The organism is Candidatus Collinsella stercoripullorum, from assembly GCF_027669965.1.
Taxonomy (GTDB): domain Bacteria; phylum Actinomycetota; class Coriobacteriia; order Coriobacteriales; family Coriobacteriaceae; genus Collinsella; species Collinsella stercoripullorum.
In genome coordinates this window covers 17235-39263 of the sequence record NZ_JAQECM010000006.1, presented here as the reverse complement: position 1 = coordinate 39263, position 22029 = coordinate 17235, and the positions used below count along the sequence as shown (strand labels likewise).

General features: G+C 71.1%; 22 protein-coding genes. 1 reads left to right on the top strand and 21 read right to left on the bottom strand.

Annotated features, from left to right (window positions below):
• Positions 1-16: 16 nt before the first annotated feature.
• The 21 genes from PHA29_RS02830 to rpsP form a co-directional block, all read right to left on the bottom strand.
• Positions 17-802 carry an isoprenyl transferase gene (locus tag PHA29_RS02830; RefSeq protein WP_270847976.1) on the bottom strand — a complete coding sequence of 262 codons (786 nt, stop codon included), beginning with the start codon at positions 800-802 and terminating at the stop codon, positions 17-19.
• Between the two features lie 2 nt (positions 803-804).
• A complete protein-coding gene (gene frr, locus PHA29_RS02825) occupies positions 805-1338 on the bottom strand; it encodes a ribosome recycling factor (RefSeq protein WP_270574130.1) in 534 nt (177 codons plus the stop codon).
• A gap of 1 nt (position 1339) precedes the next feature.
• Entirely contained in the window at positions 1340-2062 is a 723-nt protein-coding gene (pyrH, locus tag PHA29_RS02820; RefSeq protein WP_270403301.1) for a UMP kinase, read from the bottom strand.
• 120 nt (positions 2063-2182) lie between these two features.
• The gene (gene tsf, locus PHA29_RS02815; RefSeq protein ID WP_270403299.1) at positions 2183-3061 is read right to left on the bottom strand and encodes a translation elongation factor Ts; all 879 of its coding nucleotides are present in this window, start codon (positions 3059-3061) and stop codon (positions 2183-2185) included.
• A gap of 46 nt (positions 3062-3107) precedes the next feature.
• Positions 3108-3884, bottom strand: a complete 777-nt coding sequence (gene rpsB / locus PHA29_RS02810) for a 30S ribosomal protein S2 (RefSeq protein WP_270574128.1) — start codon at positions 3882-3884, stop codon at positions 3108-3110.
• 215 nt (positions 3885-4099) lie between these two features.
• Entirely contained in the window at positions 4100-5026 is a 927-nt protein-coding gene (locus tag PHA29_RS02805) for a tyrosine recombinase (RefSeq protein ID WP_270847974.1), read from the bottom strand.
• On the bottom strand, positions 5023-6363 hold the full coding sequence (trmFO, locus tag PHA29_RS02800) for a methylenetetrahydrofolate--tRNA-(uracil(54)-C(5))-methyltransferase (FADH(2)-oxidizing) TrmFO (protein ID WP_270847973.1): 1341 nt from the start codon (positions 6361-6363) through the stop codon (positions 5023-5025). Before trmFO ends, PHA29_RS02805 begins: the two co-directional genes overlap by 4 nt.
• A gap of 21 nt (positions 6364-6384) precedes the next feature.
• Positions 6385-7311 (bottom strand): DNA-processing protein DprA, encoded by a 927-nt coding sequence (locus PHA29_RS02795; protein ID WP_270847972.1) that lies wholly within the window; start codon positions 7309-7311, stop codon positions 6385-6387.
• A complete protein-coding gene (locus tag PHA29_RS02790; RefSeq protein ID WP_270847970.1) occupies positions 7301-8821 on the bottom strand; it encodes a YifB family Mg chelatase-like AAA ATPase in 1521 nt (506 codons plus the stop codon). The genes PHA29_RS02795 and PHA29_RS02790 overlap by 11 nt, the downstream gene beginning before the upstream one ends.
• Positions 8818-9285, bottom strand: a complete 468-nt coding sequence (locus PHA29_RS02785; protein WP_270403286.1) for a YraN family protein — start codon at positions 9283-9285, stop codon at positions 8818-8820. Before PHA29_RS02785 ends, PHA29_RS02790 begins: the two co-directional genes overlap by 4 nt.
• A gap of 179 nt (positions 9286-9464) precedes the next feature.
• The gene (locus PHA29_RS02780) at positions 9465-10253 is read right to left on the bottom strand and encodes a ribonuclease HII (RefSeq protein ID WP_270847968.1); all 789 of its coding nucleotides are present in this window, start codon (positions 10251-10253) and stop codon (positions 9465-9467) included.
• Positions 10254-10337: 84 nt separating this feature from the next.
• Entirely contained in the window at positions 10338-10679 is a 342-nt protein-coding gene (rplS, locus tag PHA29_RS02775) for a 50S ribosomal protein L19 (protein WP_270403281.1), read from the bottom strand.
• Between the two features lie 222 nt (positions 10680-10901).
• Positions 10902-13646, bottom strand: a complete 2745-nt coding sequence (ppdK, locus tag PHA29_RS02770) for a pyruvate, phosphate dikinase (RefSeq protein WP_270847967.1) — start codon at positions 13644-13646, stop codon at positions 10902-10904.
• A gap of 218 nt (positions 13647-13864) precedes the next feature.
• Entirely contained in the window at positions 13865-14710 is an 846-nt protein-coding gene (locus tag PHA29_RS02765) for a pyruvate, water dikinase regulatory protein (protein ID WP_270847966.1), read from the bottom strand.
• 129 nt (positions 14711-14839) lie between these two features.
• A complete protein-coding gene (glyS, locus tag PHA29_RS02760; protein ID WP_270847965.1) occupies positions 14840-16930 on the bottom strand; it encodes a glycine--tRNA ligase subunit beta in 2091 nt (696 codons plus the stop codon).
• A gap of 3 nt (positions 16931-16933) precedes the next feature.
• A complete protein-coding gene (locus PHA29_RS02755; RefSeq protein ID WP_270847964.1) occupies positions 16934-17839 on the bottom strand; it encodes a glycine--tRNA ligase subunit alpha in 906 nt (301 codons plus the stop codon).
• Between the two features lie 141 nt (positions 17840-17980).
• Positions 17981-18541: a signal peptidase I gene (gene lepB / locus PHA29_RS02750; protein ID WP_270847961.1), complete on the bottom strand. Its 561-nt coding sequence runs from the start codon at positions 18539-18541 to the stop codon at positions 17981-17983.
• A gap of 10 nt (positions 18542-18551) precedes the next feature.
• Positions 18552-19322 (bottom strand): tRNA (guanosine(37)-N1)-methyltransferase TrmD, encoded by a 771-nt coding sequence (gene trmD / locus PHA29_RS02745; protein WP_270847960.1) that lies wholly within the window; start codon positions 19320-19322, stop codon positions 18552-18554.
• A complete protein-coding gene (locus tag PHA29_RS02740; protein ID WP_270847958.1) occupies positions 19313-19825 on the bottom strand; it encodes a ribosome maturation factor RimM in 513 nt (170 codons plus the stop codon). The genes trmD and PHA29_RS02740 overlap by 10 nt, the downstream gene beginning before the upstream one ends.
• A 32-nt stretch (positions 19826-19857) precedes the next feature.
• Positions 19858-20103, bottom strand: coding sequence for a KH domain-containing protein (locus tag PHA29_RS02735; protein WP_270573898.1), 246 nt, complete (start codon positions 20101-20103; stop codon positions 19858-19860).
• A gap of 59 nt (positions 20104-20162) precedes the next feature.
• Complete coding sequence (rpsP, locus tag PHA29_RS02730) at positions 20163-20516, bottom strand: 30S ribosomal protein S16 (protein WP_270403267.1); 354 nt, start codon at positions 20514-20516, stop codon at positions 20163-20165.
• A 188-nt stretch (positions 20517-20704) separates the two neighbouring features.
• Here rpsP and dinB point away from each other — a divergent pair, with 188 nt between their 5' ends.
• Positions 20705-22003 carry a DNA polymerase IV gene (dinB, locus tag PHA29_RS02725; RefSeq protein WP_270847955.1) on the top strand — a complete coding sequence of 433 codons (1299 nt, stop codon included), beginning with the start codon at positions 20705-20707 and terminating at the stop codon, positions 22001-22003.
• The last annotated feature ends 26 nt before the right edge of the window (positions 22004-22029 follow it).

Genomic DNA, 22029 nt, shown 5'->3' with positions numbered 1-22029 from the left:
CGCCCCCGCCCGAGGATCACTTCGAGGTAAGCCCGCCGAAGCGGCGCTCGCGGCCCTGGAACGACAGGATGGCGTCGAGCAGGCCCCAGCGATCGAAGTCGGGCCAGTAGGTATCGGTGATGTAGAACTCCGCGTATGCGATCTGCCAGAGCAGGTAGTTGGATACGCGCAGCTCGCCCGAGGTCCTGATGACGAGCTCGGGGTCGGGCAGCCCCGCGGTGTAGAGGTTCGCGGCGACGAGGTCCTCGTCGACCCGGTCGGGCTCGAGCTCCCCTGCGCGGACGAGCTCGGCGATGCGGCGGGCGGCGCGGGCGATCTCGGCGCGGCCCCCGTAGTTGACGGCCAGGGCGAGGACCATGCCGGTGTGCGCCTCGCACTCGGCCATGCCGTACTCGAACACCTTGCGCGTGCGCTCGGGGAGCGCACCGATGTCGCCGAGGAACACGACCCGGACGTTCTCCCGCTTGAGCAGGGGGAGCTCGTCTATGAAGGTCTTGGCGAACAGGTGCATGAGCAGGTCGACCTCGCGCTGGGGGCGGTTCCAGTTCTCGGTCGAGAACGCGTAGGCGCTCAGGACGTCCACGCCCAGGCGCACGCAGGCGGTGATGATCTCGCGCAGGGCGACGATGCCGGCCTTGTGGCCCTCGGCGCGCTGCATGCCGCGGGATGTGGCCCAGCGACCGTTCCCGTCCATGATGCAGGAGATATGGCGCGGGATGCGCGCCATATCCAGATACTCGAGCCCGAGGCCCTCGGGGGCGTCGGCGAAGTAGGCGGCGAGCTTGGTTTCGTTGTACCGCAAGGCTAGATCTCCATGACCTCGGCCTCTTTGGCCTTCAGCATCTCGTCGATCTTGGCGACGTAGGTGTCGGTGTGCTTCTGGACCTTCGCCTGCTCGCGGCGGACCTCGTCCTCGGTCAGCTCCTCATCGCGGTCGAGCTTGTTGTTGGCGTCGCGGCGGATGTTGCGGATGGCGACCTTCGCCTGCTCGGCGAGCTCGCGGCACTCCTTGACCAGCTCGCGGCGGCGCTCCTCGGTGGGCGCGGGGAACGGGAGACGGACCACGGTGCCGTCGGAGGAGGGGGTGATGCCGAGGTCGGAGGCGGAGATGGCCTTGACGATGGCGTTCAGCAGGGCCTTGTCCCAGGGTTCGACCATGAGCATGTGCGCCTCGGGCGTCTTCACGGCGGCGACCTGCGTGATGGGGGTCGCGACGCCGTAGTAGTCGACCTTGATGTCGGCGAGGATGTTGGCGTTGGCGCGCCCGGTGCGGACCTTGCCGAAGTTGTGCTTCAGGCTCTCGAGGGTCTTGTCCATCTGTACGGTGATGTCGGCCATGTTAATCCTCCTGAACGACGACGGTTCCGACGGGCTCACCCATGAGGGCCCGCTTGATATTGTCCTCGCCCTCGATGTTGAGGACGATGATGGGCATGCGGTTGTCCTGGCACAGGGCGGCGGCGGTGGAGTCCATCACCTGCAGGCCGCGCACGAGCACCTCGTGGTGGGAGATCCGCTCGAAGCGCACCGCATCGGGGCAGGAGACGGGGTCCTTATCGTAGATGCCGTCGACCTTGGTCGCCTTGAGCAGGCACTCGGCGCCGATCTCGCAGGCGCGCAGGGCTGCGGCGGTGTCGGTGGTGAAATAGGGGTTGCCCGAGCCGGCGGCGAAGATGACGACCTCGCCCTTCTCCAGGCAGCGCATGGCGCGCCGGCGGATGTAGGGTTCGCAGACCTCGTTCATCTGGATGGCGCTCATGACGCGGCACGGCACGCCCGTGCGCTCGAAGGCGTCCTGCAGGGCGAGCGCGTTCATGACGGTGGCGAGCATGCCCATGTAGTCGGCCTGCGCGCGGTCCATGCCCTTGGCGGACCCGGCGAGACCGCGGAAGATGTTGCCGCCGCCCACCACGATGCCGACCTCGACACCGTCGGCGTGCAGCCCCTTGACCTGCAGCGCGAGGCGCTCGGTCACCTCGGGGTCGATGCCGTAGCGGCCCTCCCCCATCAGCGCCTCGCCGGAGAGCTTGAGCAGCACGCGCTTGTATCGGTATTCAGACAAGGTATCCCCCTATCGTTGGATTTGGACCCATTCTAACCTATATGCCGACCCGGCCCATAAAAAAGCAGGCCGGGGGCCGTAAACCCCGCAGCCTGCCCGTGAGCTCATCGCTCGTTGCGCTTACGCGGCGGACTCGCCGCACACCAGGCGGTCGAACGCGACGATGGTGACGGTGTCGCCGACCTCCTTGGAGACCTTCTCCGCGTACTGGCGGATGGTCATGTTGGAATCCTTGATGAACTCCTGCTCGGTCAGGACGAAGCCCTTGAAGAACTTCTCCAGGCGGCCGTGGGCCATCTTCTCCTGGATGGCCTCGGGCTTGCCGGACTCCGCGGCCTGGGCCTTGTAGATCTCGATCTCATGGTCGATGGTGGCCTGCGGCACGTCCTCGCGCACGGCGCTGATCGGGGCGGTCGCGGCGACCTGCATGGCGACGTCGTGGGCGAAGGTCTTGAAAGCCTCGGACTCGGCGGTCTCGGGCTTCTCGAAGGCGAACTCGACGAGGACGCCGATCTTGCCGCCCATGTGGATGTAGCTGGAGACGGCGCCGGCGGCGGGCTTGCGCACCGCGAAGCGGGAGACCTTCATGTTCTCGCCGATGACGTGAATCATCTCGGTGAGGGCCTCCTGGACGGTCTCGCCGTCCATGTCGGCGGCGAGCAGCGCCTCGACGTCGGCGGGCTCGGTGTTGAGCGCGACCTCGGCGACCTTGGCGGCGAAGCCGGTGAACTTGGGGTTGGAGCCGACGAAGTCGGTCTCGCAGGCGACCTCGGCGAGCGCGCCGGAGCGGCCGTCGGCGGCGACGAAGGCGGCGACGGCGCCCTCGTTGGTGTCGCGGCCGGCCTTCTTGGCGGCGGCGGCGAGGCCGTTCTTGCGCAGGATGTCGACGGCGGCGTCCATGTCGCCCTCGGCCTCGACGAGGGCCTTCTTGCACTCCATCATCGGGGAGTCGGTCATCTCGCGGAGCTGCTTGACCATGGCGGCGGTGATCTGGGCCATTTGCGTTCCTTTCGCGATATCGGTGGATGGTGTCTGGGACCCGTCGCTACTCGGCGACGGCGGGAGCGGCGGCCTCGGCCGGCTGCTCCTCGGCGGCGGGCTCGGCGGTGCCGGCCATCTCGGCCTCGGAGATCTGCTCCTTGCCGGTGCCCGCGAGGCAGGCGTCGGCGAACAGCTCGCACATGAGGGAGACCGCGGAGATCGCGTCGTCGTTGCAGGGGATGCCGTACTCGACCTCGTCGGGGTCGGAGTTGGTGTCGATCAGGGCGACCACGGGGATGTGCAGGCGACGGGCCTCCTTGATGGCGTTCTCCTCGCGCTTGGTGTCGATGACGAAGAGGGCCGCGGGCAGGCTCTTCATGTCGCGGGCGCCGCCGAGGTTGGTCTGGAGCTTGGAGAGCTCCTTGCCGAGGACGGCCTGCTCCTTCTTGACGCGCAGCGCCATGGAGCCGTCGGCGACCATGCCCTCGAGCTCCTCCATGCGGTTGATGCGGGAGCGGATGGTCACGAAGTTGGTGAGCATGCCGCCGAGCCAGCGCTGGTTGATGTAGGGCATGCCGGCGCGCTCGGCAGCGGCCTTCACGGCCTCCTGGGCCTGCTTCTTGGTGCCGACGAACAGGACCTTGCCGCCGTGGGCGCAGGTGTTCTTGAGGAACGTGTAGGCGCGGTCGGCCTCGACGATGGTCTGCTTGAGGTCGAGGATGTAGATGCCGTTGCGCTCACCGAAGATGAACGGCTTCATCTTGGGGTTCCAGCGACGGGTCTGGTGGCCGAAATGGCAGCCGGCCTCGAGCAGGGTGCGGATGTTGATCTTGGTAGCCATCGATACCTCCTGTGGTTCGCCTCCGCGCAGGCGTCCGACCTCCCGCGTCACCCGGGCGCTTGCTACCGAAGCCCGGGCACCACGGCGCGAGAGTAGCCGCGCGTGTGTGATGGTTCGCTGCGCACCTCGCGCAGCCTGAAGCATGATAGCAGGCTTTCCGTCCCGGGCCAACCCGTGCTCCGCGAAATGTGCAGCTTGTGCGCACGGCGGCGCGGCTAGCCGCGGGGATGGGAGCGGGCGACGGCGCCCTGGAGCCGCTCGGGGGTCAGGTGGGTGTACAGCTGCGTCGTGCCGAGGTCGGCGTGCCCCAGGAGCTCCTGCACGCTCCGCAGGTCCGCGCCGCCGGCGAGAAGGTCCGTGGCGAAGGTGTGGCGCATGGCGTGCGGGGTCGTGCCGGCGGGGAGCCCTGCGGCGGCGGCGAGTCGGCGGAACCGGTCGCGCAGGGCGTCCGCGCCCATGGCGCGCCCCCTGCTCGACACGAACAGGGCGTCCCCCGGCTGGCCGGCGGTCCTCGACCGGGCGGCGAGCTTCGGGCGCGCGGTCGCGAGGTAGGCCCCGGCAGCGTCGAGCGCGCGGCGGTAGAGGGGCACGATGCGTTCCTTCGACCCCTTTCCGAACAGGCGGACGCAGCGGCCGCCCGTGTCCACCGACGCGGTCGTGAGCCCGGCGAGCTCGGAGATCCGCGCGCCCGACGCGTAGAGCAGCTCAAGCATGGCGGCGTCGCGCAGGCCCTCGGGCCCGCCCCGGTCGGGCGCGGCCATCAGGGCGTCGACCTGCTCGGCGGTGAGGGCGCGCGGGAGCTGGCGCGGCAGCTTCGGGGAGGACAGGGCGCTCGCGGGGTCGGCTTCGACGAGCCCCTCGAGCGACATCCACCGGTACAGGGCGCGCACGGCGGAAAGATGCGCGGCGACCGTGCGCGGGGCGTAGCGCGCCCGGCGCAGCTCCGCCAGGTAGCGCCTGAGGTCGCGGACGCCCGCCCCCATGCCGTCGACGCCCGCGCGCCGGGTCCATCCCAGGTAGGCGTCGAGATGGGACGCGTAGGCGCGCGACGTCTCGGGGGACAGCCCCTCGATGCGCGCGATATAGGCGAGGAAGCCCGCTATCGCGTCCTCGAGCCCCCCTGGCCCGGAGGGGGCGCTCATGCCTGCGCCGCCCCGCCGAACAGGTCGGGGCGCGTCGCGAGGTAGGCGTCGAGGTCGGCGAGCGCGCGCTCGGCGTAGGCGGCGTAGCGGTCGCGCTTGGAACGACGGCGCCCGTCGGAAAGCGGCGGCACGAGCCCGAAGTTCGCGTGCATGGGCTGGTAGCCCTCGGTCGCGGGGTCGGTCGCGTACGCGACGAGCGATCCGAGCGCCCCGGTGCGCGGAAGCGCGACGGGGTCCGCGCCGGCGAGGTCGGCGACGGTGTTCAGCGCGGCGAGCAGCCCCGAGGCGATCGCCTCGGTGTAGCCCTCCGTACCCGTGATCTGGCCGGCGAGGCGCACCCGGGTCCCGGGGACGCGGAAGGTGGCGTCGAGGACGCGGGGGCTGTCCACGAAGGTGTTGCGGTGCATCACGCCGTAGCGGAAGAACTCGGCGTTCTCGAGCCCGGGGATCATGCGGAACACGCGCCGCTGCTCGGCGAAGGTGAGGTTGGTCTGGAAGCCCACGAGGTTGTAGGCGCTGCGCTCCGCGTTCTCGGCGCGCAGCTGGACGGCCGCCCAGGGCCTGCGCCCCGTGCGCGGGTCGGTGAGCCCCACGGGCTTCATCGCCCCGAAGCGGATGGCGTCGCGCCCCGTGCGCGCCACCTCCTCGGCGGGCTGGCAGGCCTGGAACAGGTCGCGCCGCTCGAAGTCGCGCAGCACGACGCGCTCGGCGCCGACGAGCGCGTCGATGAACGCCTCGTACTCGTCGCGGTCGAGGGGCGCGTTGAGGTAGTCGCCGCCGCCCGCCTCCCCGTAGCGCGACTGCGTGAACAGAACGTCCATGTCGAGGGTCGACGCGTCCACGATGGGCGCCGCGGCGTCGAAGAACGACAGGGCGTCGCCCCCCACGAGGGCGAGCAGGCGCTCGGAGAGGGCCGGCGAGCACAGGGGGCCCGCGGCGATCACGCAGGGGCCCTCGGGAACGTCGCGCACCTCCCCGCGGACGGCCTCGATCGACGGGCGCGCGGCGACCTGCTCCTCCACGAGCCGGGAGAAGCGCGCGCGGTCGACCGCCAGCGCCCCGCCCGCCGGGACGGCGGCGGCGCGGGCGCAGGACACGAGCACCGACCCCATGCGGGAGAGCTCCTCCTTGAGAAGGCCGGCTGCGGAGTCGGGGCGGGTCGATTTGAAGGAGTTCGAGCACACGAGCTCGGCGAGCGATGCGGTGTGGTGCGCGGGGGACGCGGTCTGCGGCCGCATCTCGTGCAGGGTGACCGGGATCCCCCGGTCGGCGAGCTGGCAGGCGCATTCGCATCCGGCGAGCCCTCCGCCCACCACCGTCACGCGCATGTCTTCCATAGGGCCCCTTTCCGTTCGGTCTCATCCTCCCCTATTGTGCACGATGGCGCTCCGCGCGCGGAGCGCGTTCGCACTCGGCGCGAACCTTCCATCCGCGAGCCGCTCGACGAGCCCGTCGGCGGCAAGGCCGCTCAGGTACGCAAGGCTTTCCGTCGCCTGCATGCCGAGAGACGCCGCCAGGTCATCGGGGCGCATGGGGTCGGCGACGAGCGCGCCCATGACGCGCGCCTCGAGTCCGTCCGGCTCGGGGGCGGCCGGGGGCACGCGGCAGTAGCGCAGGACGCCGAATATCCGCGAGACCGCGACCTCGATGGACTCCTCGTCGACCAGCGGGCACGCCCCCACCGTGATGAGGTAGTTCGTGCCCCGGGACTGCGGTGACAGGATGGAGCCGGGGACCGCGAGCACCTCCCTGCCGATCTCCATGGCGGCCTCCGCGGTGGAGAAGGTCCCCGACGGCATGCCGGCCTCCGTCACGAACAGCGCCCGCGCGAGCGCCGCGATGACGCGGTTGCGCCGCGGGAAGGCGTAGCGGCGGGGCTGGGCGCCCCAGGGCGACAGGGAGACGACCGCGCCGCCCGAGGCCAGGGTGCGCTCGATGAGGAGCGCCGAGGACCGGGGGTAGACGACGTCCGCCCCGCATCCCATGACCGCGATATGGACGCCCCCCTCGTCGAGCGCGGCCTCCCCTCCCGCTCGGTCGCATCCGCGCGCCCCGCCCGACACGACCGCGATCCCCGACTGGGCGGCGACGGTCGCCACGGTCCGCGCGACGGCGAGCCCGTAGGGGGTCGCCCGCCGCGACCCCACGACCGCGACGGAGGGCGCGCTGAGGACCCGCGGGTCGCCGAGGACGTACAGGGTCCTCGGAGGACCGGGGAGGTCGCGGAGCTGGGGCGGGTAGAGCTCGTCGGCGATCCCGATCTCCCAGCGACGCTCACCGCTCATCTGCGGTCCTCCCCCTGAACATCGAGGCCTCGAGCACGTGCTCCCTGCGCACGCGCTCCGATTCGGCCATATCCGCGACGGTGCGCGCGATGCGGCAGACGCGCACGATGCCGCGCGCGGTCAGCTTGCCGGTCCTCGCGATGCGCACGAGGGTCCGCCCCGCCCCCTCGTCGAGCCCGAACGCGGCGACGGCGCCCTCGATGCCCTCCGCGGATCCCTCGGCCGCGGGGCGGCTCCGGTGCGTGCGCCATGCGGTGAACGCCCGTCCCCGCTCCACCTGCGCCCGAAGGTCGGCCGAGCAGGCGCCCTGCGCCCCGCGCACGATCAGCTCCGGGTCGGGGCGCGCAACGTCGATGCACAGGTCTATGCGGTCGGCGAGGGGCCCGGAGAGCTTCGCGCGGTAGCGCTCGACGGCCGCCGGCGGGCAGGTGCACGCGACCTCGCGGTCGCCGAGGTGGCCGCAGGGACAGGGGTTGCTCGCCGCGAGCAGCTGGAAGCGCGCCGGGAAGGTGTAGGCGCCTTCGGCGCGCACGATCCTGATCCGTCCCGACTCCATGGGCTGGCGCAGCGTCTGAAGGACGCTCGAGGGGAACTCGGCGAGCTCGTCCAGGTACAGGACGCCCCCGTGCGCGAGGCTGATCTCCCCCGGGGCGACGGGTCGCCCGCCGCCCGCGAGGCCCGCCGCCGAGATGCTGTGATGCGGGCTGCGGAAGGGCCGCCGACCCGCGAGCAGCCCCTCGACCGGCTCACCGCGGACGGAGTGGATGCAGAGCGCCTCCTGCCGCTCGCGCTCGTCGATGGTCGGCAGGATCGAGGTCATGCGCTCGGCGAGCATGCTCTTGCCCGCCCCCGGGGACCCGACCATGAGCAGGCCGAGACCGCCCGCCGCGGCGATCGCCAGGCCGCGCTTGGCAACCTCCTGGCCGATGACGTCGGCGTAATCCGGCTCGGCGCCGCGCGCGGCGCATGCGGTGGCCGCCCGCGGCGCCCCGAGCGCGCGGGGCACCCCGAGCCTGAGCGCGCCGATATGGGCGATCGTGCCGCAGGCCACGCCGTCGAGGGGCACGTGGGCATCGGAGGGAGCGGTGGCGAGCGTGAGTGCACGGTCGCGCGCGAGCAGCTGGTAGGCGACCTCGCCGCGGACCGGGCAGACCGACCCGTCGAGTCCGAGCTCGCCCACGATGAGGCAGCCGTCGAGCCCGTCCGCGGGTATCTGGTGCGACGCGGCGAGGATGGCGACGGCGATGGGGAGGTCGAACCCCGACCCGGATTTGCGCATGTCCCCGGGGGCGAGGTTGACGGTGATGCTCGCGCGCGGGATCTCGTAGCCCGCGGAGCGCAGCGCGCACCTGATGCGCCCCCGCGCCTCGAGCACGCCGGAGTCGGCCATGCCGACCAGGGCGATCCCGGGGATGCCGCCGGACATGGAGACCTCCACGGTGACCGGGGCCGCCTCCACCCCGCGGATGAAGGCGGTGCGCACGGCGAAGACCCGCCCGTCCGCGCTCACCGGGGACCGTCCCAGGTGAAGGCGCCCACCAGATGCTCGATGCGGGCGGCGCACCCGCAGACCACCTGAACCGCGACCACATCGAAGCGCACGGAGCGCGCGGGGTAGCGCTCCATGATGTAGCGGGCGGCGATGCGCGCGTAGCGGCGCTGCTTGCGCTCGTCGACGGCCGTCTCGGGGTAGACGGGGGCGTCGCCGCCCCGCTGCCGCCTGGTCTTGACCTCGACCAGGACCACTTCGTCGGTGCCGGGGTCGAGCACCACGAGGTCCGCCTCCCCCTCGGGGCTTCGGTACCCGCGCTCCCGCAGCTCGTACCCGCTCTGCTCGAGGTACCCCCAGGCGATCAGCTCGCCGACGCGGCCGAGCTCGGACGGCGAGAGCCCCCACAGCTCCTCCGGGTCGTCCGCGCACGTCTCGAGCAGCCTCAGGTCGTCTTCCAACCGCTTGCGCTTCCTCTTGCCCATGGCACTCCCCTCATCCGGTCCAATGGATGGGATGAGTGTCCGGCGGGCGCTCGGACGCGGATCCGGCGATTCCGATCCACGGGCGGCGCCGCATACGCGCGGCGCCCGAACGGAATCCGAACGGGCGGGTACCGCGGGCCGATACGGCGGCGCGGTATGCGCCGGGGCCTCCCGCCTATTCAGAACAGGCGGGCGGTCTCCAGGAAGTTTCCGCAGAAGCTCACGCGATGGACGGGGGTGAGGCCGCGTTCGCGGATGGCCTGGATGTGCTCGGGCGACGCGTATCCCTTCGAGCGCGCGAGATGGTACCCGGGGTACTCGGCGTCGAGTTCGACCATGAGCTCGTCACGGGTCACCTTCGCCACGATGGAGGCGGCGGCGATGCAGGCGACCGTCGCGTCGCCGTGCACGACGTCGCGCTCGTTGGGAACGGCGCCCAAGGGGTTGCCGTCCATGAGGACGCAGTCGGGGGCGAGGCCCGTGTCGGCGACGGCCCCCGCCACGGCCTCGCGCAGGGAGCGCGCCATACCGATCGCGTCGATGCGCTCGGGCGGGATGTGGCAGATGCCGATGGCGCGCGCGGTCTCGGCTATGCGGACCGCGAGCATCTCGCGGCGCGCCGGGGACAGCTGCTTGGAGTCGTTCACGCCCCAGATGCGCGGTTCGTCGGGAAAGCAGACGGCGCATACGGTGAGCGGTCCCGCGACCGAGCCGCGCCCCACCTCGTCGACGCCGACGACGACGCCCGCTCCCCCGAGCTCGCGCATGCGAGCGTACATGCCCTCGACGCGCTCGCGCTCGGCGCGCTCGCGGTCCAGACGCCGCCGTGCGCGCTCGCAGGCCTTGCGCACCTGCGCGCGCGGGTCGTCCCGGTAGCGCTCGAGCAGCCCCTCGATCTGGTCGGGCGGGGCGCTCGCCAGCTCGGCGGCGACCTGCGAGGCGGGGTGCGAGCTCGTCATGTTTGCCATTCGGTCCCCCATCGACTCGATATGAAAACGGGCCGCCCGCGAGGGACGGCCCGGTATCCGGACGGATGTGCGCGGGAAAGCGGGTTAGCGCTTCTCCGGGATGCGGGCGGCCTTGCCGACCTTGTCGCGCAGGTAGTAGAGCTTCGCGCGACGGACGCGGCCGTGGCGCACGACCTCGAGCTTGGCGATCTTGGGGCTGTGCAGCGGGAAGGTGCGCTCCACGCCGATGCCGAAGGAGATCTTGCGGACGGTGAAGGTCTCACGGGAGGAGCCGCCGCTCATGCGGATGACATCGCCCTGGAAGACCTGGATGCGCTCGCGGTCACCCTCCTTGATGCGGTAGTGGACCTTGACGTTGTCGCCGATGCGGACCTGCGGGATGTCCTCGCGGATGTCCTGGCGCTCGATTGCGCGGATGTAATCCATCTTCAAATCCTCACTCTTGCCAGAGGTGCCGCACGGAGGCCGGCACATGGGTTGAACAAACGTGCATTATTATACGCATGGCGCAGGTCCGCGCAAGGTCGAAAATCGCGCATTTCCTGTGATGGCGGCCCCGGAGCTCGGCCCCGGGGCCGCCATGCCCTATCCGTCGGCCCCGCGCGCGGGCGCCGCCGTGACCGGCGGGACGCGCGAGGGCGCCGTCGTTCAGTCCCGCGTGCGCGCGAGCACCGCATGGGCGGCCGCGAGCCGCGCCTGGGGCACGCGGTAGGGCGAGCAGGACACGTAGTCGACGCCCGCCTCGTTCAGGAACCTGACGATGGAGGCGGGGTCGCCGCCGTGCTCCCCGCACACGCCGAAATGCATGCCCGGGTTCACGGCGCGCGCCTTGTCCACCGCCGTCCGCACGAGCTCGAGGACCGCGTCGTCGACGGTCTCGAAGGGGTTCGCGGCGAGGATCTTGCGGTGGAGGTAGGCGGGGATGAATTTCGCCTCGGCGTCGTCGCGCGAGAAGCCGAAGGTCGTCTGGGTGAGGTCGTTCGTCCCGAAGCAGAAGAAGTCCGCATGGGCGGCGATGCTGCCGGCCACCAGGCAGGCGCGCGGCAGCTCGACCATGGTGCCCACGGGGATGTCGAGCGCGACGCCGCGCTCGGCGCCGACCTCGCGCAGGACGCGCTCGATGAGCTCGCGCATCTGCACGTGCTCCTCCGTGATCGCGACGAGCGGGACCATGATCTCGGGCCGCGGGTCGAGCCCCTCGGCGATGAGGCGGGCGGCGGCCTCGGCGATGGCGCGCACCTGCATGAGCGGCAGGTCGCCGAAGATCACGGAGAGGCGCACGCCGCGCAGGCCGAGCATGGGGTTCGCCTCGCTCATCGCGTCGATGCGGCGCAGCCGGTCGCGCAGGGCGCGGACGCGCTCCGGGTCGCCCCCTGCCGCCTCCAGGCGGGCGATGGCGACGTCGAGCTCGCGGGGGCTGTCCAGGAACTCGTGGAGCGGCGGGTCGATGAGGCGGATGACCATCGGGCGGCCGTCCATGGTGCGCATCATGGACGCGAAGTCCTCCGTCTGCACGCGCAGGAGCTCGTCGAGCGCTCCTGCGCGCTCGGCGTCGTCGTCGCTCAAGATGAAGGTCTGGATGATGGACTTCCGCTCGCCCAGGAACATGTGCTCGGTCCTGCACAGGCCGATCGCCTCGGCGCCGAACTCGAGCGCCAGACGCGCGTCCTCGGGGTTGTCGGCGTTGACGCGGACGTGCGCGGGACGGCCCGCGTCCGGGGCGAGGCGGATATCGTCGGCCCATCCGAGGATGGTCCCGAGGTCGCCCGTCAGCTCCGCGGAGACGAGCGGCACCGCGCCCGCCGCCACGACGCCCGTCGCCCCGTCGATGGAGATGACGTCCCCCTCGTGCAGCACGAGGTCGCTGCCGGCGATGCGGACCTCCTTGGCGGCTGCGTCGATGCGGAAGGCCTCGACGCCGCAGACGCACGGCGTCCCCATGCCGCGGGCGATGACGGCCGCATGGCTCGTCTTGCCGCCGTGACTCGTGAGGATGCCCTCGGCGGCCACCATGCCCTTCAGGTCGTCGGGGTTGGTCTCCCACCTGACGAGGATGACCGGCTCGCCCCGCTGGGCGCGCTCGACCGCGTCGTCGGAGCTGAAGACGATCGCCCCCACGGCGGCGCCGGGGCTCGCGTTCAGGCCGCGGGCGATGACGTCGGGGCGCGCCGCGGTATCGAACTGGGGATGGAGCAGCTGGTCGAGCTGGGCGGGGTCGATGCGGGACACGGCCTCCTCGCGCGTGATGAGGCCCTCCCCCACCATGTCGATAGCGATCCTCAGGGCCGCGCCCGCGGTGCGCTTGCCCACGCGGGTCTGGAGCATCCACAGGCTCCCCTGCTCGATGGTGAACTCGATGTCGCACATGTCGCGGTAATGGTTCTCGAGCACCGAGAAGTAGCGCTCGAGCTCGGCGCCGGCGCTCTCGAGCCCGGGCTTGGAGGCGAGGTCGGAGATGGGCTCGGTGTTGCGGATGCCCGCGACGACGTCCTCGCCCTGCGCGTTCACCAGGAAGTCGCCGTAGAACTCGCGCGTGCCGTCGGCCGGGTTGCGCGTGAACGCGACGCCCGTCGCGGACGTGTCGCCCTTGTTGCCGAACACCATGACCTGGACGTTGACGGCGGTGCCCAGGTCGTCGGGGATGCCGTTGCGCTGGCGGTACAGGATGGCGCGCTCGTTCATCCAGCTGCCGAAGACGGCCTGGATGGCGAGGCGGAGCTGCAGTGCGGGGTCTGCCGGGAACGCCACGGCTCCGTCGACGACGAGCTCGGGATGGTCCTTTGCGCTCACGTGGTCGGAGAAGATCGCCTTGAACTCGCCGACGAGCGCCTCGAGGTCCTCGGCGGAGAGCTCGGCGTCGGTGCGGACGCCGGCGAGCAGCCTGCGCGCGGTGAGGGCGTTCTCGAACAGGTCGGCGTCGACGCCGAGCACGACGTCGGAGAACATCTGGATGAATCGGCGGTAGGAGTCCCACGCGAAGCGCGGGTTATCCGTCTGCGCGATGAGCCCGCGCACCGACTCGTCGTTCAGGCCGAGGTTCAGGACCGTGTCCATCATGCCGGGCATGGAGAACGGCGCACCCGAGCGCACGGAGACGAGGAGCGGGTCCGCCGCGTCCCCCAGGCGCTTGCCGTAGCGCTGCTCGAGGTCCCGCTCGGCGGCGGCGACCTCCTCGAGGGCGCCCTCGGGCCACACGTCGCCGGCCTGGGCGTACTCGACGCAGGTCTGGCAGGTGATGGTGAAGCCCGGGGGCACGGGGAGGCCGATGCGCGCCATCTCGGCGAGGTTCGCCCCCTTGCCGCCGAGGATGTACCTCATCTCGGCCGAGCCCTCGGTCGCGTCCCCGCCCCGGCCGTCCGTGCCGAACCGGTAGACGCGTTTGTCCCTGCTCACGATGATCCCCCTTTCCGCACCGCATCCGGTGCGCGATCGCGTTCGCGCCGGCGCGTACCGCGCGCCGACTGGTGTATACCTTAGCGCCGGCGCCCGCGCAAAGGCGCGCGCCTGGAGGGAGCACGCTATGGTATCGATACCATGTCAGCAGGTTGGAAGGGGTAAAAGGTTTAAGCATGGAGGCCCTGTCGCGGACCCGTGGAGATTGCGTCGGCCGATTATTGCCGCCCTGTTTCACGCGCGCGGCGCGCGGCGGCGACCGCGTCGAGGCGGGCCGTGATCTCGGCGGCGGACTCCTCGATCGCCTTGCGGTCGGTGCGGACCACGAAGCACCCGAGCCTGCGCATGAGGGCGTGCGCCTCCTCGAGCTCGCGCGCCACCTCCTCCGGGTCCGCATAGGAGGCGGCGCGCACGCGGGACTCCTCGTCGCCGAGCCGGCGCTCGCGGATTCCGGCCACGATGTCGGCGGTCGACAGCAGCCCGAACAGGCGCATGGGGTCGACCTCGAAGATGGACGGGGGCGGCTCCACGCCCCGCGCGAGCGGCACGTTGGCCACACGGTAGCCCTGGAAGGCGAGGTACATGGACAGCGGCGTCTTGGATGTCCGCGAGACGCCGATGAGCACGATGTCGGCGTCCGAGAGGTCGTCGGCGCCGCGCCCGTCGTCGTGGGCGACGAAGTACTCCATCGCCTCAATGCGGCGGAAGTAGCGCTCGTCGGTCCTGTGGATGACGCCGGGGGTGCCGGCGGGGCGGTCCCCCAGCAGGCCGGAGAGCGTGTCGAGGGCGGGGCCCATGAGGTCCACGGAGGGGACGTCGAGGTGGCGGAGGGTGAAGGCGAGCTGGGAGCGCAGCCCGGGGTCGACGATCGTGTGGAACACCGCGATCGGCTCGCCGGAGGCGATGTGGGGCGCGAGGTAGCGCTCGACCTCGTCGATGCCCGTCACCCGGGGGAGCCGCGCGATGCGCACCGAGCCCTCGCGGAACTGGCCGGCGGCCGCGAGGACGACCTCGCAGGCGGTATCGCCGAGCGCATCGGATATCACATGGACCGTCGCCGTCATCTCGACTCCCTCCGTCCGGCTTCGCCCCCCAGTGTAGCCGATGCGCGCGGGGCCGGCGTGACGCGGAGGGGCCGGGTGCCGCGTCATCTCGCGGCACCCGGCCCCCGTCGCGGGCTATGCGGCCTCGCGTCAGCCCTTCAGAAGGCCGATGTTCGCGATGTCGGCGAAGACCGCCTCGAAGCGGTTGAGCAGGCGCAGGCGGTTCGCGCGCAGCGCCTCGTCCTCGTCCATGACGAGGACGTCGTCGAAGAACCGGTCGATCGGCTCGCGGAGCGCGGCGAGGCCGGCGATGAGGGCGTCGAAATCCCTGCGCCCGCGCGCGTCGGCGACGAGCTCGCGCGCCGCCTCGGTCGCGGAGAGCAGGTCGCGCTCGGCGTCGCCCAGAAGCGCCTCGTCGACCTCGGTGCCGAGCGAGGCGTCGGCGAGATGGCTCGCCCGGGCGTAAGCCGTGGCGAGGTTGCCGAAGGTCTCGGGGTCGTCGGCGCGGGCCTGATCGAGGGCGCGCGCGAGGGCGAAGAAATCGGCCGGGGCGCAGACGGTCCCGGCGGAGACGGCGGCGACGGTGTCGGGGGCGATGCCCTCGTCGCGCGCCATCTGCTCCATGCGCCCCTTGATGAACGCGCAGACGGCTTCGGTCACCTCCCCGGCGTCGAACTCGATCCCCTGCTCGGCGTAGGCCGAGAGCGCGGCGGGCACGAGCTCCTCGTAGCCGCATCCCAGGCGCGCGCGGAGGATGTTCAGGATGCCGATCGCGGAGCGCCGCAGGGCGAAGGGGTCCTTGGAGCCGGTCGGGGGCTCGCCGATGGCGAACATGCCCGCGACGGTGTCGAGCTTGTCGGCGACCGCCACGATGCAGCCGGCGACGCCCTCGGGGAGCTCGTCCCCGGCGAAGCGCGGGCGGTAGTGGTCGCGGATGGCGGCGGCGACCTCGGCGTTCTCCCCCGCCGCGAGCGCATAGTAGCCGCCCATGACGCCCTGCTGGCTCGTGAACTCGACGACCGCCTGGCTCACGAGGTCCGCCTTGGCGAAGTGCGCGGCGCGCTGCGCGTCGGAGGCGGCGTGGGCGCCGATGCGCGCCGCGTGCGCGATGGCGAGGGAGAGGTCCTCGATGCGCTCGGACTTCTGCAGCACGCTGCCGAGCTTCTCCTGGAACGCGACGTTGGCCAGGCGGGAGCGGAAGTCCTCGAGATCGACCTTGAGGTCCTCGTCGTAGAAGAACTTGGCGTCGTAGAGGCGCGCGCGGACCACGCACTCGTTGCCCTCGATGATGGCGGGGGCGCACTCCGGGCGGCCGTTGGAGACCACGACGAACTCGCGGGTGAGGTTGCCGGCGGCGTCGTAGATGGGGAAGTAGCGCTGGTTGGTGAGCATGGACTCGCAGATGATCTCATGCGGGACCTGCAGGAACTCCTCATCGAAGGAGCCGACCAGGACGGTGGGCCACTCGCAGAGGTTCACGACCTCGTCGAGGACCTTCGCCGGCGTGTCGACGCGGGCCCCGCCGCGCTCGGTCTCGACCCGGGCGATGCCCTCCGCGATCACGGCGCGGCGACGGTCCTCGGTCAGGACGCCGGCGGACTCGAGCACGGACTCGTAGGCGGACGGCTCGGGGACGACGTGCTCGCCGGGTCCCAGGACGCGGTGGCCGCGGGTCGTGTTGCCGGATTCGACGCCCGCGAAGCTCACCGGCACGACCTCGTCGCCCAGAAGGACGCACAGCCAGCGGACGGGACGGACGAACGTCTCGTGCGTGGAGCCCCAGCGCTGGCTGCGGTAGTTGGGCCATTCGATGGACGAGATGACCTTCGTGCAGAGCGCCGAGAGGATGGGCGCCGCGGGCGCGGAGGGGATGCTCCGCTCGGCGAAGACGTACTCGCGGCCGTCCGCGTCCTCGCGGCGGACGAGGTCGGCGGGGTCGACGCCGCACTTGCGGGCGAAGCCCTGGGCCGCCTTGGTGGGGGCGCCCTCGGCGTCGAAGGCGATGGACGCCGCCGGGCCGCGCTTCACCTCGTGCACCTCCTCGGTCGCGGTGGCGACGTCGGAGACGAGGGCGGCGAGACGGCGCGGCGTGGAGACGACGCGGATATCGCCGTGCGCCAGGCCGGCCTCGGTCAGACCCCGCTCGACCAGGGTGCCGAGCTGCCTGACGGCGTTGACGAGCGGTGCGGAGGGCATCTCCTCGCAGCCGATCTCGAACAGGAAGTCACGGGACTGAGCCATCGGTTACGCCACCTCCCCTTCACGGGTGTCGTCCGAGGCCGCGACCTCGGCGAGATAGGCCTCGCAGCACGCCTTGGCGACGGCGCGCACGCGCAGGATGTAGTTGGCACGCTCGACGGCGGACAGGGCGCCGCGGGCGTCGAGCAGGTTGAACGCGTGGCTGCACTTCATGACGCAGTCGTACGCGGGCAGCGGGAACCCGGCGTCCAGGCAGGAGTGGCACTCGCGCTCGTAGTCGTCGAACTTCGCGCGCATCATCTCGACGTCGGCCACCTCGAAGTTGTAGGCGGAGAACTCGCGCTCGTTCTCGAGGAAGACGTCGCCGTAGGTCATGGGGGTGCCGTCGGGCAGGTAGCTCCACACGAGGTCGTAGACGGAGGTCACGCCCTGGGCGTACATGGCGATGCGCTCGAGGCCGTAGGTGATCTCGACGGGAACCGGGTCGACCTCGATGCCGCCCACCTGCTGGAAGTAGGTGAACTGGGTGACCTCCTGGCCGTCGAGCCAGACCTCCCAGCCCAGGCCCCAGGCGCCGAGCGTGGGGCTCTCCCAGTCGTCCTCGACGAAGCGGACGTCGTGGTCCGCGGGGTCGAGGCCGATCGCCTTCAGGGACTCGAGGTAGAGCTCCTGGGAGTTCTCAGGGCTCGGCTTGATGAGCACCTGGAACTGGTAGTAGTGCTGCATGCGGTTAGGGTTCTCGCCGTAGCGGCCGTCGGCGGGGCGGCGGCAGGGCTGCGCGTAGCAGGTGCGCCAGGGCTTCGGGCCGAGCGAGCGCAGGGTGGTGGCGGTGTGGAAGGTGCCCGCACCCACCTCAGAGTCATAGGGCTGCATGATCACGCAACCCTGGCTGCCCCAGTACTGCTGGAGGCGCAGGATGATCTCCTGGAAGGAGAGGGCGGATTGTTCCATCCTTTGATCCCCTATCGTGACGGATTGCTCATACGGTTCGACATGATAGCCCATCGGCGCCGGTCGTGCGGGTCGCACGCGGCGCCGATGGGCCATCTCCCCAAGTTTTCACCGGTCGCCCGGCATCCGTGCGAGCGGGAGTCAGAGCAGGCCGAAGCGGTTCAGCGGCCAATAGCGCAGCACGGCGACGCCGATCAGGTCCTGTTGCTCGACGGCGCCGAAGTAGCGCGAGTCGGCGGAGTTCTCGCGGTTGTCGCCCATCACCCAGACGCACCCCTCCGGCACGGTGTAGGGGAAGCTCACGATGGTCCCGGGGGCCTGGCTGGCGAGCGGCCAGCACTCCCCCTGCGCGTAGGGCTCGTCGAGCACCTCGCCGTCCACGACGACGCGGCCGTCGACGAGGTCGACCGTCTGGCCCGCCGTGGCGATCACGCGCTTGACGAGGACGTCGTGGTCAGAGGAGCCGTCGGGGTTGCGGAACACGACGATGTCGCCCGCCGCGGGGGACTGGCCGAGGTTGCAGGTCACCTTCTGGGCGAAGACCTGGTCGCCGATCTCGATGGTGGGCTCCATCGACCCGGTCGGGACGACATAGGGCTCGAGCACGAAGGCGCGGACCACCAGCATCGCGGCGATGGCGATGACGAAGATGAGGACCCATTCGACGAGGCTGCGGAAGAACGAGGTGGCATGGGGTGTCATGCGGGGCTCCTTACTCGCGCGCGGGGCGCGCGTCCGGTCCATGATAGCGCGCGACGAGCTCGCGCGCGCGGTCGCGCTCCTCGGGCGTGAGGCCCGCGCCATCGATGAGGTCGGGGCGCCAGCGGCAGGTCCGCTCGATGGCGTCGGCACGGCGCCATGCGTCGACCCGGGCGTGGTCGCCCGAGAGGAGCACCGGGGGGACCTCGCGGCCGCGGAAGCTCGCCGGTCTGGTGTACTGCGCGTACTCGAGCAGGCCCCCGGACGGGCGGGTGGAGAACGACTCGTCGACCGGCGACATCTCGTCGCCGAGGGCGCCGGGGATGAGCCGGACGACGGCGTCCGCGACCACCATCGCGGGGAGCTCGCCGCCGGTGAGGACGTAGTCGCCGATCGAGAGCCGCTCGTCGGCCAGGTCGTAGGCGCGCTCGTCCATGCCCTCGTAGCGGCCGCAGACGAGAAGGAGCCGCTCGCAGCCGGCGAGGCGCTCGGCGCAGGCCTGGTCGAACCGGTCCCCGCAGGGGGTGAAGAAGACGGTGCGGGGCCGCGGGCCCGAGGCCGAGATGGCCTCGACGGCCTCGAAGATGGGCTCCACCTTCATGAGCATGCCCTGCCCGCCCCCGTACGGCTCGTCGTCGACGGTGCGGTGGCGGTCATGGGTCCAATCGCGCAGGTCGTGGGCGCGGAAATCGAACAGCCCCGCGCGCCTCGCCCGACCCAGGATGGAGGTCGACATCACCGTGTCGAACATCTCGGGGAAGACGGACAGCGTCTCTATGAGCATGCGGGGGCCTCCGGGGCGTCTTCGGGTCCGACCTCGATCAGGCCGTCCATGAGATGGGTGCGGACGGGGTCCGACTCGGGCACGTCCTCGACGGCCGCCTCGACGACGGGGATGAGGACCTCGCCGTACGGACCCTGCACGACCCAGACGTCGTTGGCCGGGGTCTCCATGACGTCCGCGATGCGGCCGACCGATCCGTAGCGCTCGTCGTGCACCTCGCGGCCGATCAGCTCGTCCGCCGCGGCATCGAGCGGCCCGACGTCCAGGTCGGACTCGCGCGCCAGGATGTAGCATCCGGCGATGCCCTCGGCGTCGTCGAGGGACGCGATGCCCGAGAACCGGGCGAGCATGCCGTCCTCGTTCACGTGCTCGACGCGGCAGAACCGGTCGCGGTCGAGCGCGGGCGGCGTGAGCGCCACGGTCATGCCCGGGCGCAAAAGGAAGGGAAGGCCCCGTAGACCGGCTACGGAGACCTCCCCCTTCGTGCCGTGCGGGGCGACCACACGGGCGATGTTCCTATATTCGCGCGCCAACGCTACCCCATGACCTCTACCTCGACGGAGGTGCCGAGGCGGGCGGCGAGCGCACGCGCGAGGGTGCGGATGGCCTTGATGGTGCGGCCGTGGCGTCCGATCACCTTGGCCACGTCGTCATCGGCGACGTTGACCTCGATGGTCGAGGACGCCTCGCCGTCGATGACCTCGAGGCTGACGGCATCGGCGTCGTCCACGATGTTGACGACGAGATACTCGACGAGATCGGCGATGCGGTCGGAGAGCATCTCCCCGCCATCCTGGTCGAGCGCGTCATCGGCGCGCTCGTTGAGATCTAGGGACAAGGTTACTCCTCAGCGCCCTCAGCCTCGGCGGCAGCGGCCTCGGCGGCGCGCTTGGCCTCCTCGGCCTCCTTCGCGAGCTGCTTCTTGGACTTCTTCTCGACGGTCTCGGTCTTGGGGCCGGCCTCGGCGGCGCGCACGAGCGCGGCGACGGCGTCGGTCAGCTGGGCGCCCTTGGACTGCCAGTCGGCGATCTTCTCGAGGTCCAGGTTGATGGTCTTGGGGGTGGTCAGCGGGTTGTAGCGGCCGACCTCCTCGATGAAGCGGCCGTCGCGGGGCGAACGGGAATCAGCGACGACAACGCGGTAGTACGGACGCTTGTGGGAACCGTGACGAGCGAGGCGGATCTTGACTGCCAATGAAAACTCCTCCAACCAAGCAGCATATGCTGCGACTACGAACAAACGGCTTATAACTATACGCCAACGACCGGAGCAGGTGAAGCCCGTGAGACAAACTTCTTCGGTATGGCCGCAGGCAAATCCATATTTTGACCAAGATGGGGCGAAATGCAAGGTCTTCACAGTTTTCACGGTATACTGGAGCCATGAAGGGCGAACATACATACGATTCCCCCGGGCCCGCCGAAGCGCTGTTCGGCGCATGGAGCGGACCCGCCGTCGGCCTGCTCGACCTCGACGCGTTCTTCGCCAGCGTCGAGCAGCTCGACCATCCCGCATGGCGCGGCAGGCCCGTCATCGTGGGCGGCGACGCCGATGCCCGCGGCGTCGTCTCGACGGCCTCCTACGAGGCGCGGGCGTTCGGCGTCCGCTCCGCCATGCCGAGCGCCCAGGCGCGGCGCCTGTGCCCGCAGGCCATCTGGACGCACGGGCACTTCGACCGCTACCGCGAGCTCTCCGCGCAGGTCATGGCCATCCTCGAGGACGAGACCCCCTATGTGGACCGCGTCTCCATCGACGAGGCGTTCTTCGACGTCACCCCGGGGCGCTTCTCCCGGGAGGACCCCGTCGCGATCTGCCGCCGCATCTCCGCACGCGTCGCCAGCCTGGGCATCACCTGCTCGATCGGGCTGGGCAGCAGCAAGACCGTGGCCAAGATCGCCAGCGAGCGGGACAAGCCGCGCGGCCTCACGGTCGTCTTCCCCGGCACCGAGGAGGGGTTCCTCTCCCCCTTGCCCGTGCGCGCCATGAGCGGGATCGGATCGGCCGCCGAGACGGCGCTCGCCCGCGCGGGCATCCACACGCTCGGCCAGCTCGCCGCGGCGGACCCGCAGGTGCTCGCTGGCGTCTTCGGCGTGAACGCGCAGACGATGTGCGAGCGCGCCCGGGGGGCCGAGCGCAGCGCGGTCTCGGCGGTCGATGCGCCCGAGGAGGTCAAGTCGGTGAGCAACGAGCGCACCTTCGCGCGCGACCTCACCGAGCGCGGGGACGTCGAGGCGGCGATCCACCTGCTCGGCGAGTCGGTGGGCAGGCGCCTGCGCCGCCGCGGGCTCGCGGGGCGCACGGTGACCCTGAAGCTGCGCTTCTCATACGGGCGCGGCAGGACCGTCCAGCGCAAGCTCGCCCATCCGACCGATGACGAGAACGTCTTCATCCCGGTCGCCCTGGAGCTGCTCGACGGGGTCTGGGCGCCCGGGACGCGCATCAGGCTCGCCGGCGTCGGCATGAGCGACTTCGATCTGGCCGGCGGCGTGCAGACCGACCTGTTCTGCGAGGTCGACGAGAGGGGCGCCCAGGCGAGCGACCGGCGCGGCCTGTCGGTCGCGATGGACGCCGTGCGCGAGCGCTTCGGGGACGCGGCGGTCGGGTTCGGGCGGGCGGCGCGCTTCGATGCGGAGGTCGTGCGCTCGGACCGGTACGGGTCGCGAAACGCCCCGCGCGGGTAAGCCGCCGCGAGAGACGAAAAAAGGCG

What these genes read in the sequence shown, in the direction of transcription:
- PHA29_RS02735 (WP_270573898.1), bottom strand. Translation starts at nt 20,103, where the DNA reads ATGCTCTCCGACCGCATCGCCGATCTCGTCGAGTATCTCGTCGTCAAC.
- PHA29_RS02755 (WP_270847964.1), bottom strand. Translation starts at nt 17,839, where the DNA reads ATGGAACAATCCGCCCTCTCCTTCCAGGAGATCATCCTGCGCCTCCAG.
- PHA29_RS02785 (WP_270403286.1), bottom strand. Translation starts at nt 9,285, where the DNA reads ATGGGCAAGAGGAAGCGCAAGCGGTTGGAAGACGACCTGAGGCTGCTC.
- PHA29_RS02805 (WP_270847974.1), bottom strand. Translation starts at nt 5,026, where the DNA reads ATGAGCGCCCCCTCCGGGCCAGGGGGGCTCGAGGACGCGATAGCGGGC.
- rplS (WP_270403281.1), bottom strand. Translation starts at nt 10,679, where the DNA reads ATGGATTACATCCGCGCAATCGAGCGCCAGGACATCCGCGAGGACATC.
- rpsB (WP_270574128.1), bottom strand. Translation starts at nt 3,884, where the DNA reads ATGGCTACCAAGATCAACATCCGCACCCTGCTCGAGGCCGGCTGCCAT.
- lepB (WP_270847961.1), bottom strand. Translation starts at nt 18,541, where the DNA reads ATGACACCCCATGCCACCTCGTTCTTCCGCAGCCTCGTCGAATGGGTC.
- PHA29_RS02765 (WP_270847966.1), bottom strand. Translation starts at nt 14,710, where the DNA reads ATGACGGCGACGGTCCATGTGATATCCGATGCGCTCGGCGATACCGCC.
- PHA29_RS02795 (WP_270847972.1), bottom strand. Translation starts at nt 7,311, where the DNA reads ATGAGCGGTGAGCGTCGCTGGGAGATCGGGATCGCCGACGAGCTCTAC.
- trmFO (WP_270847973.1), bottom strand. Translation starts at nt 6,363, where the DNA reads ATGGAAGACATGCGCGTGACGGTGGTGGGCGGAGGGCTCGCCGGATGC.
- trmD (WP_270847960.1), bottom strand. Translation starts at nt 19,322, where the DNA reads ATGCTCATAGAGACGCTGTCCGTCTTCCCCGAGATGTTCGACACGGTG.
- glyS (WP_270847965.1), bottom strand. Translation starts at nt 16,930, where the DNA reads ATGGCTCAGTCCCGTGACTTCCTGTTCGAGATCGGCTGCGAGGAGATG.
- frr (WP_270574130.1), bottom strand. Translation starts at nt 1,338, where the DNA reads ATGGCCGACATCACCGTACAGATGGACAAGACCCTCGAGAGCCTGAAG.
- PHA29_RS02780 (WP_270847968.1), bottom strand. Translation starts at nt 10,253, where the DNA reads ATGGCAAACATGACGAGCTCGCACCCCGCCTCGCAGGTCGCCGCCGAG.
- dinB (WP_270847955.1), top strand. Translation starts at nt 20,705, where the DNA reads ATGAAGGGCGAACATACATACGATTCCCCCGGGCCCGCCGAAGCGCTG.
- tsf (WP_270403299.1), bottom strand. Translation starts at nt 3,061, where the DNA reads ATGGCCCAGATCACCGCCGCCATGGTCAAGCAGCTCCGCGAGATGACC.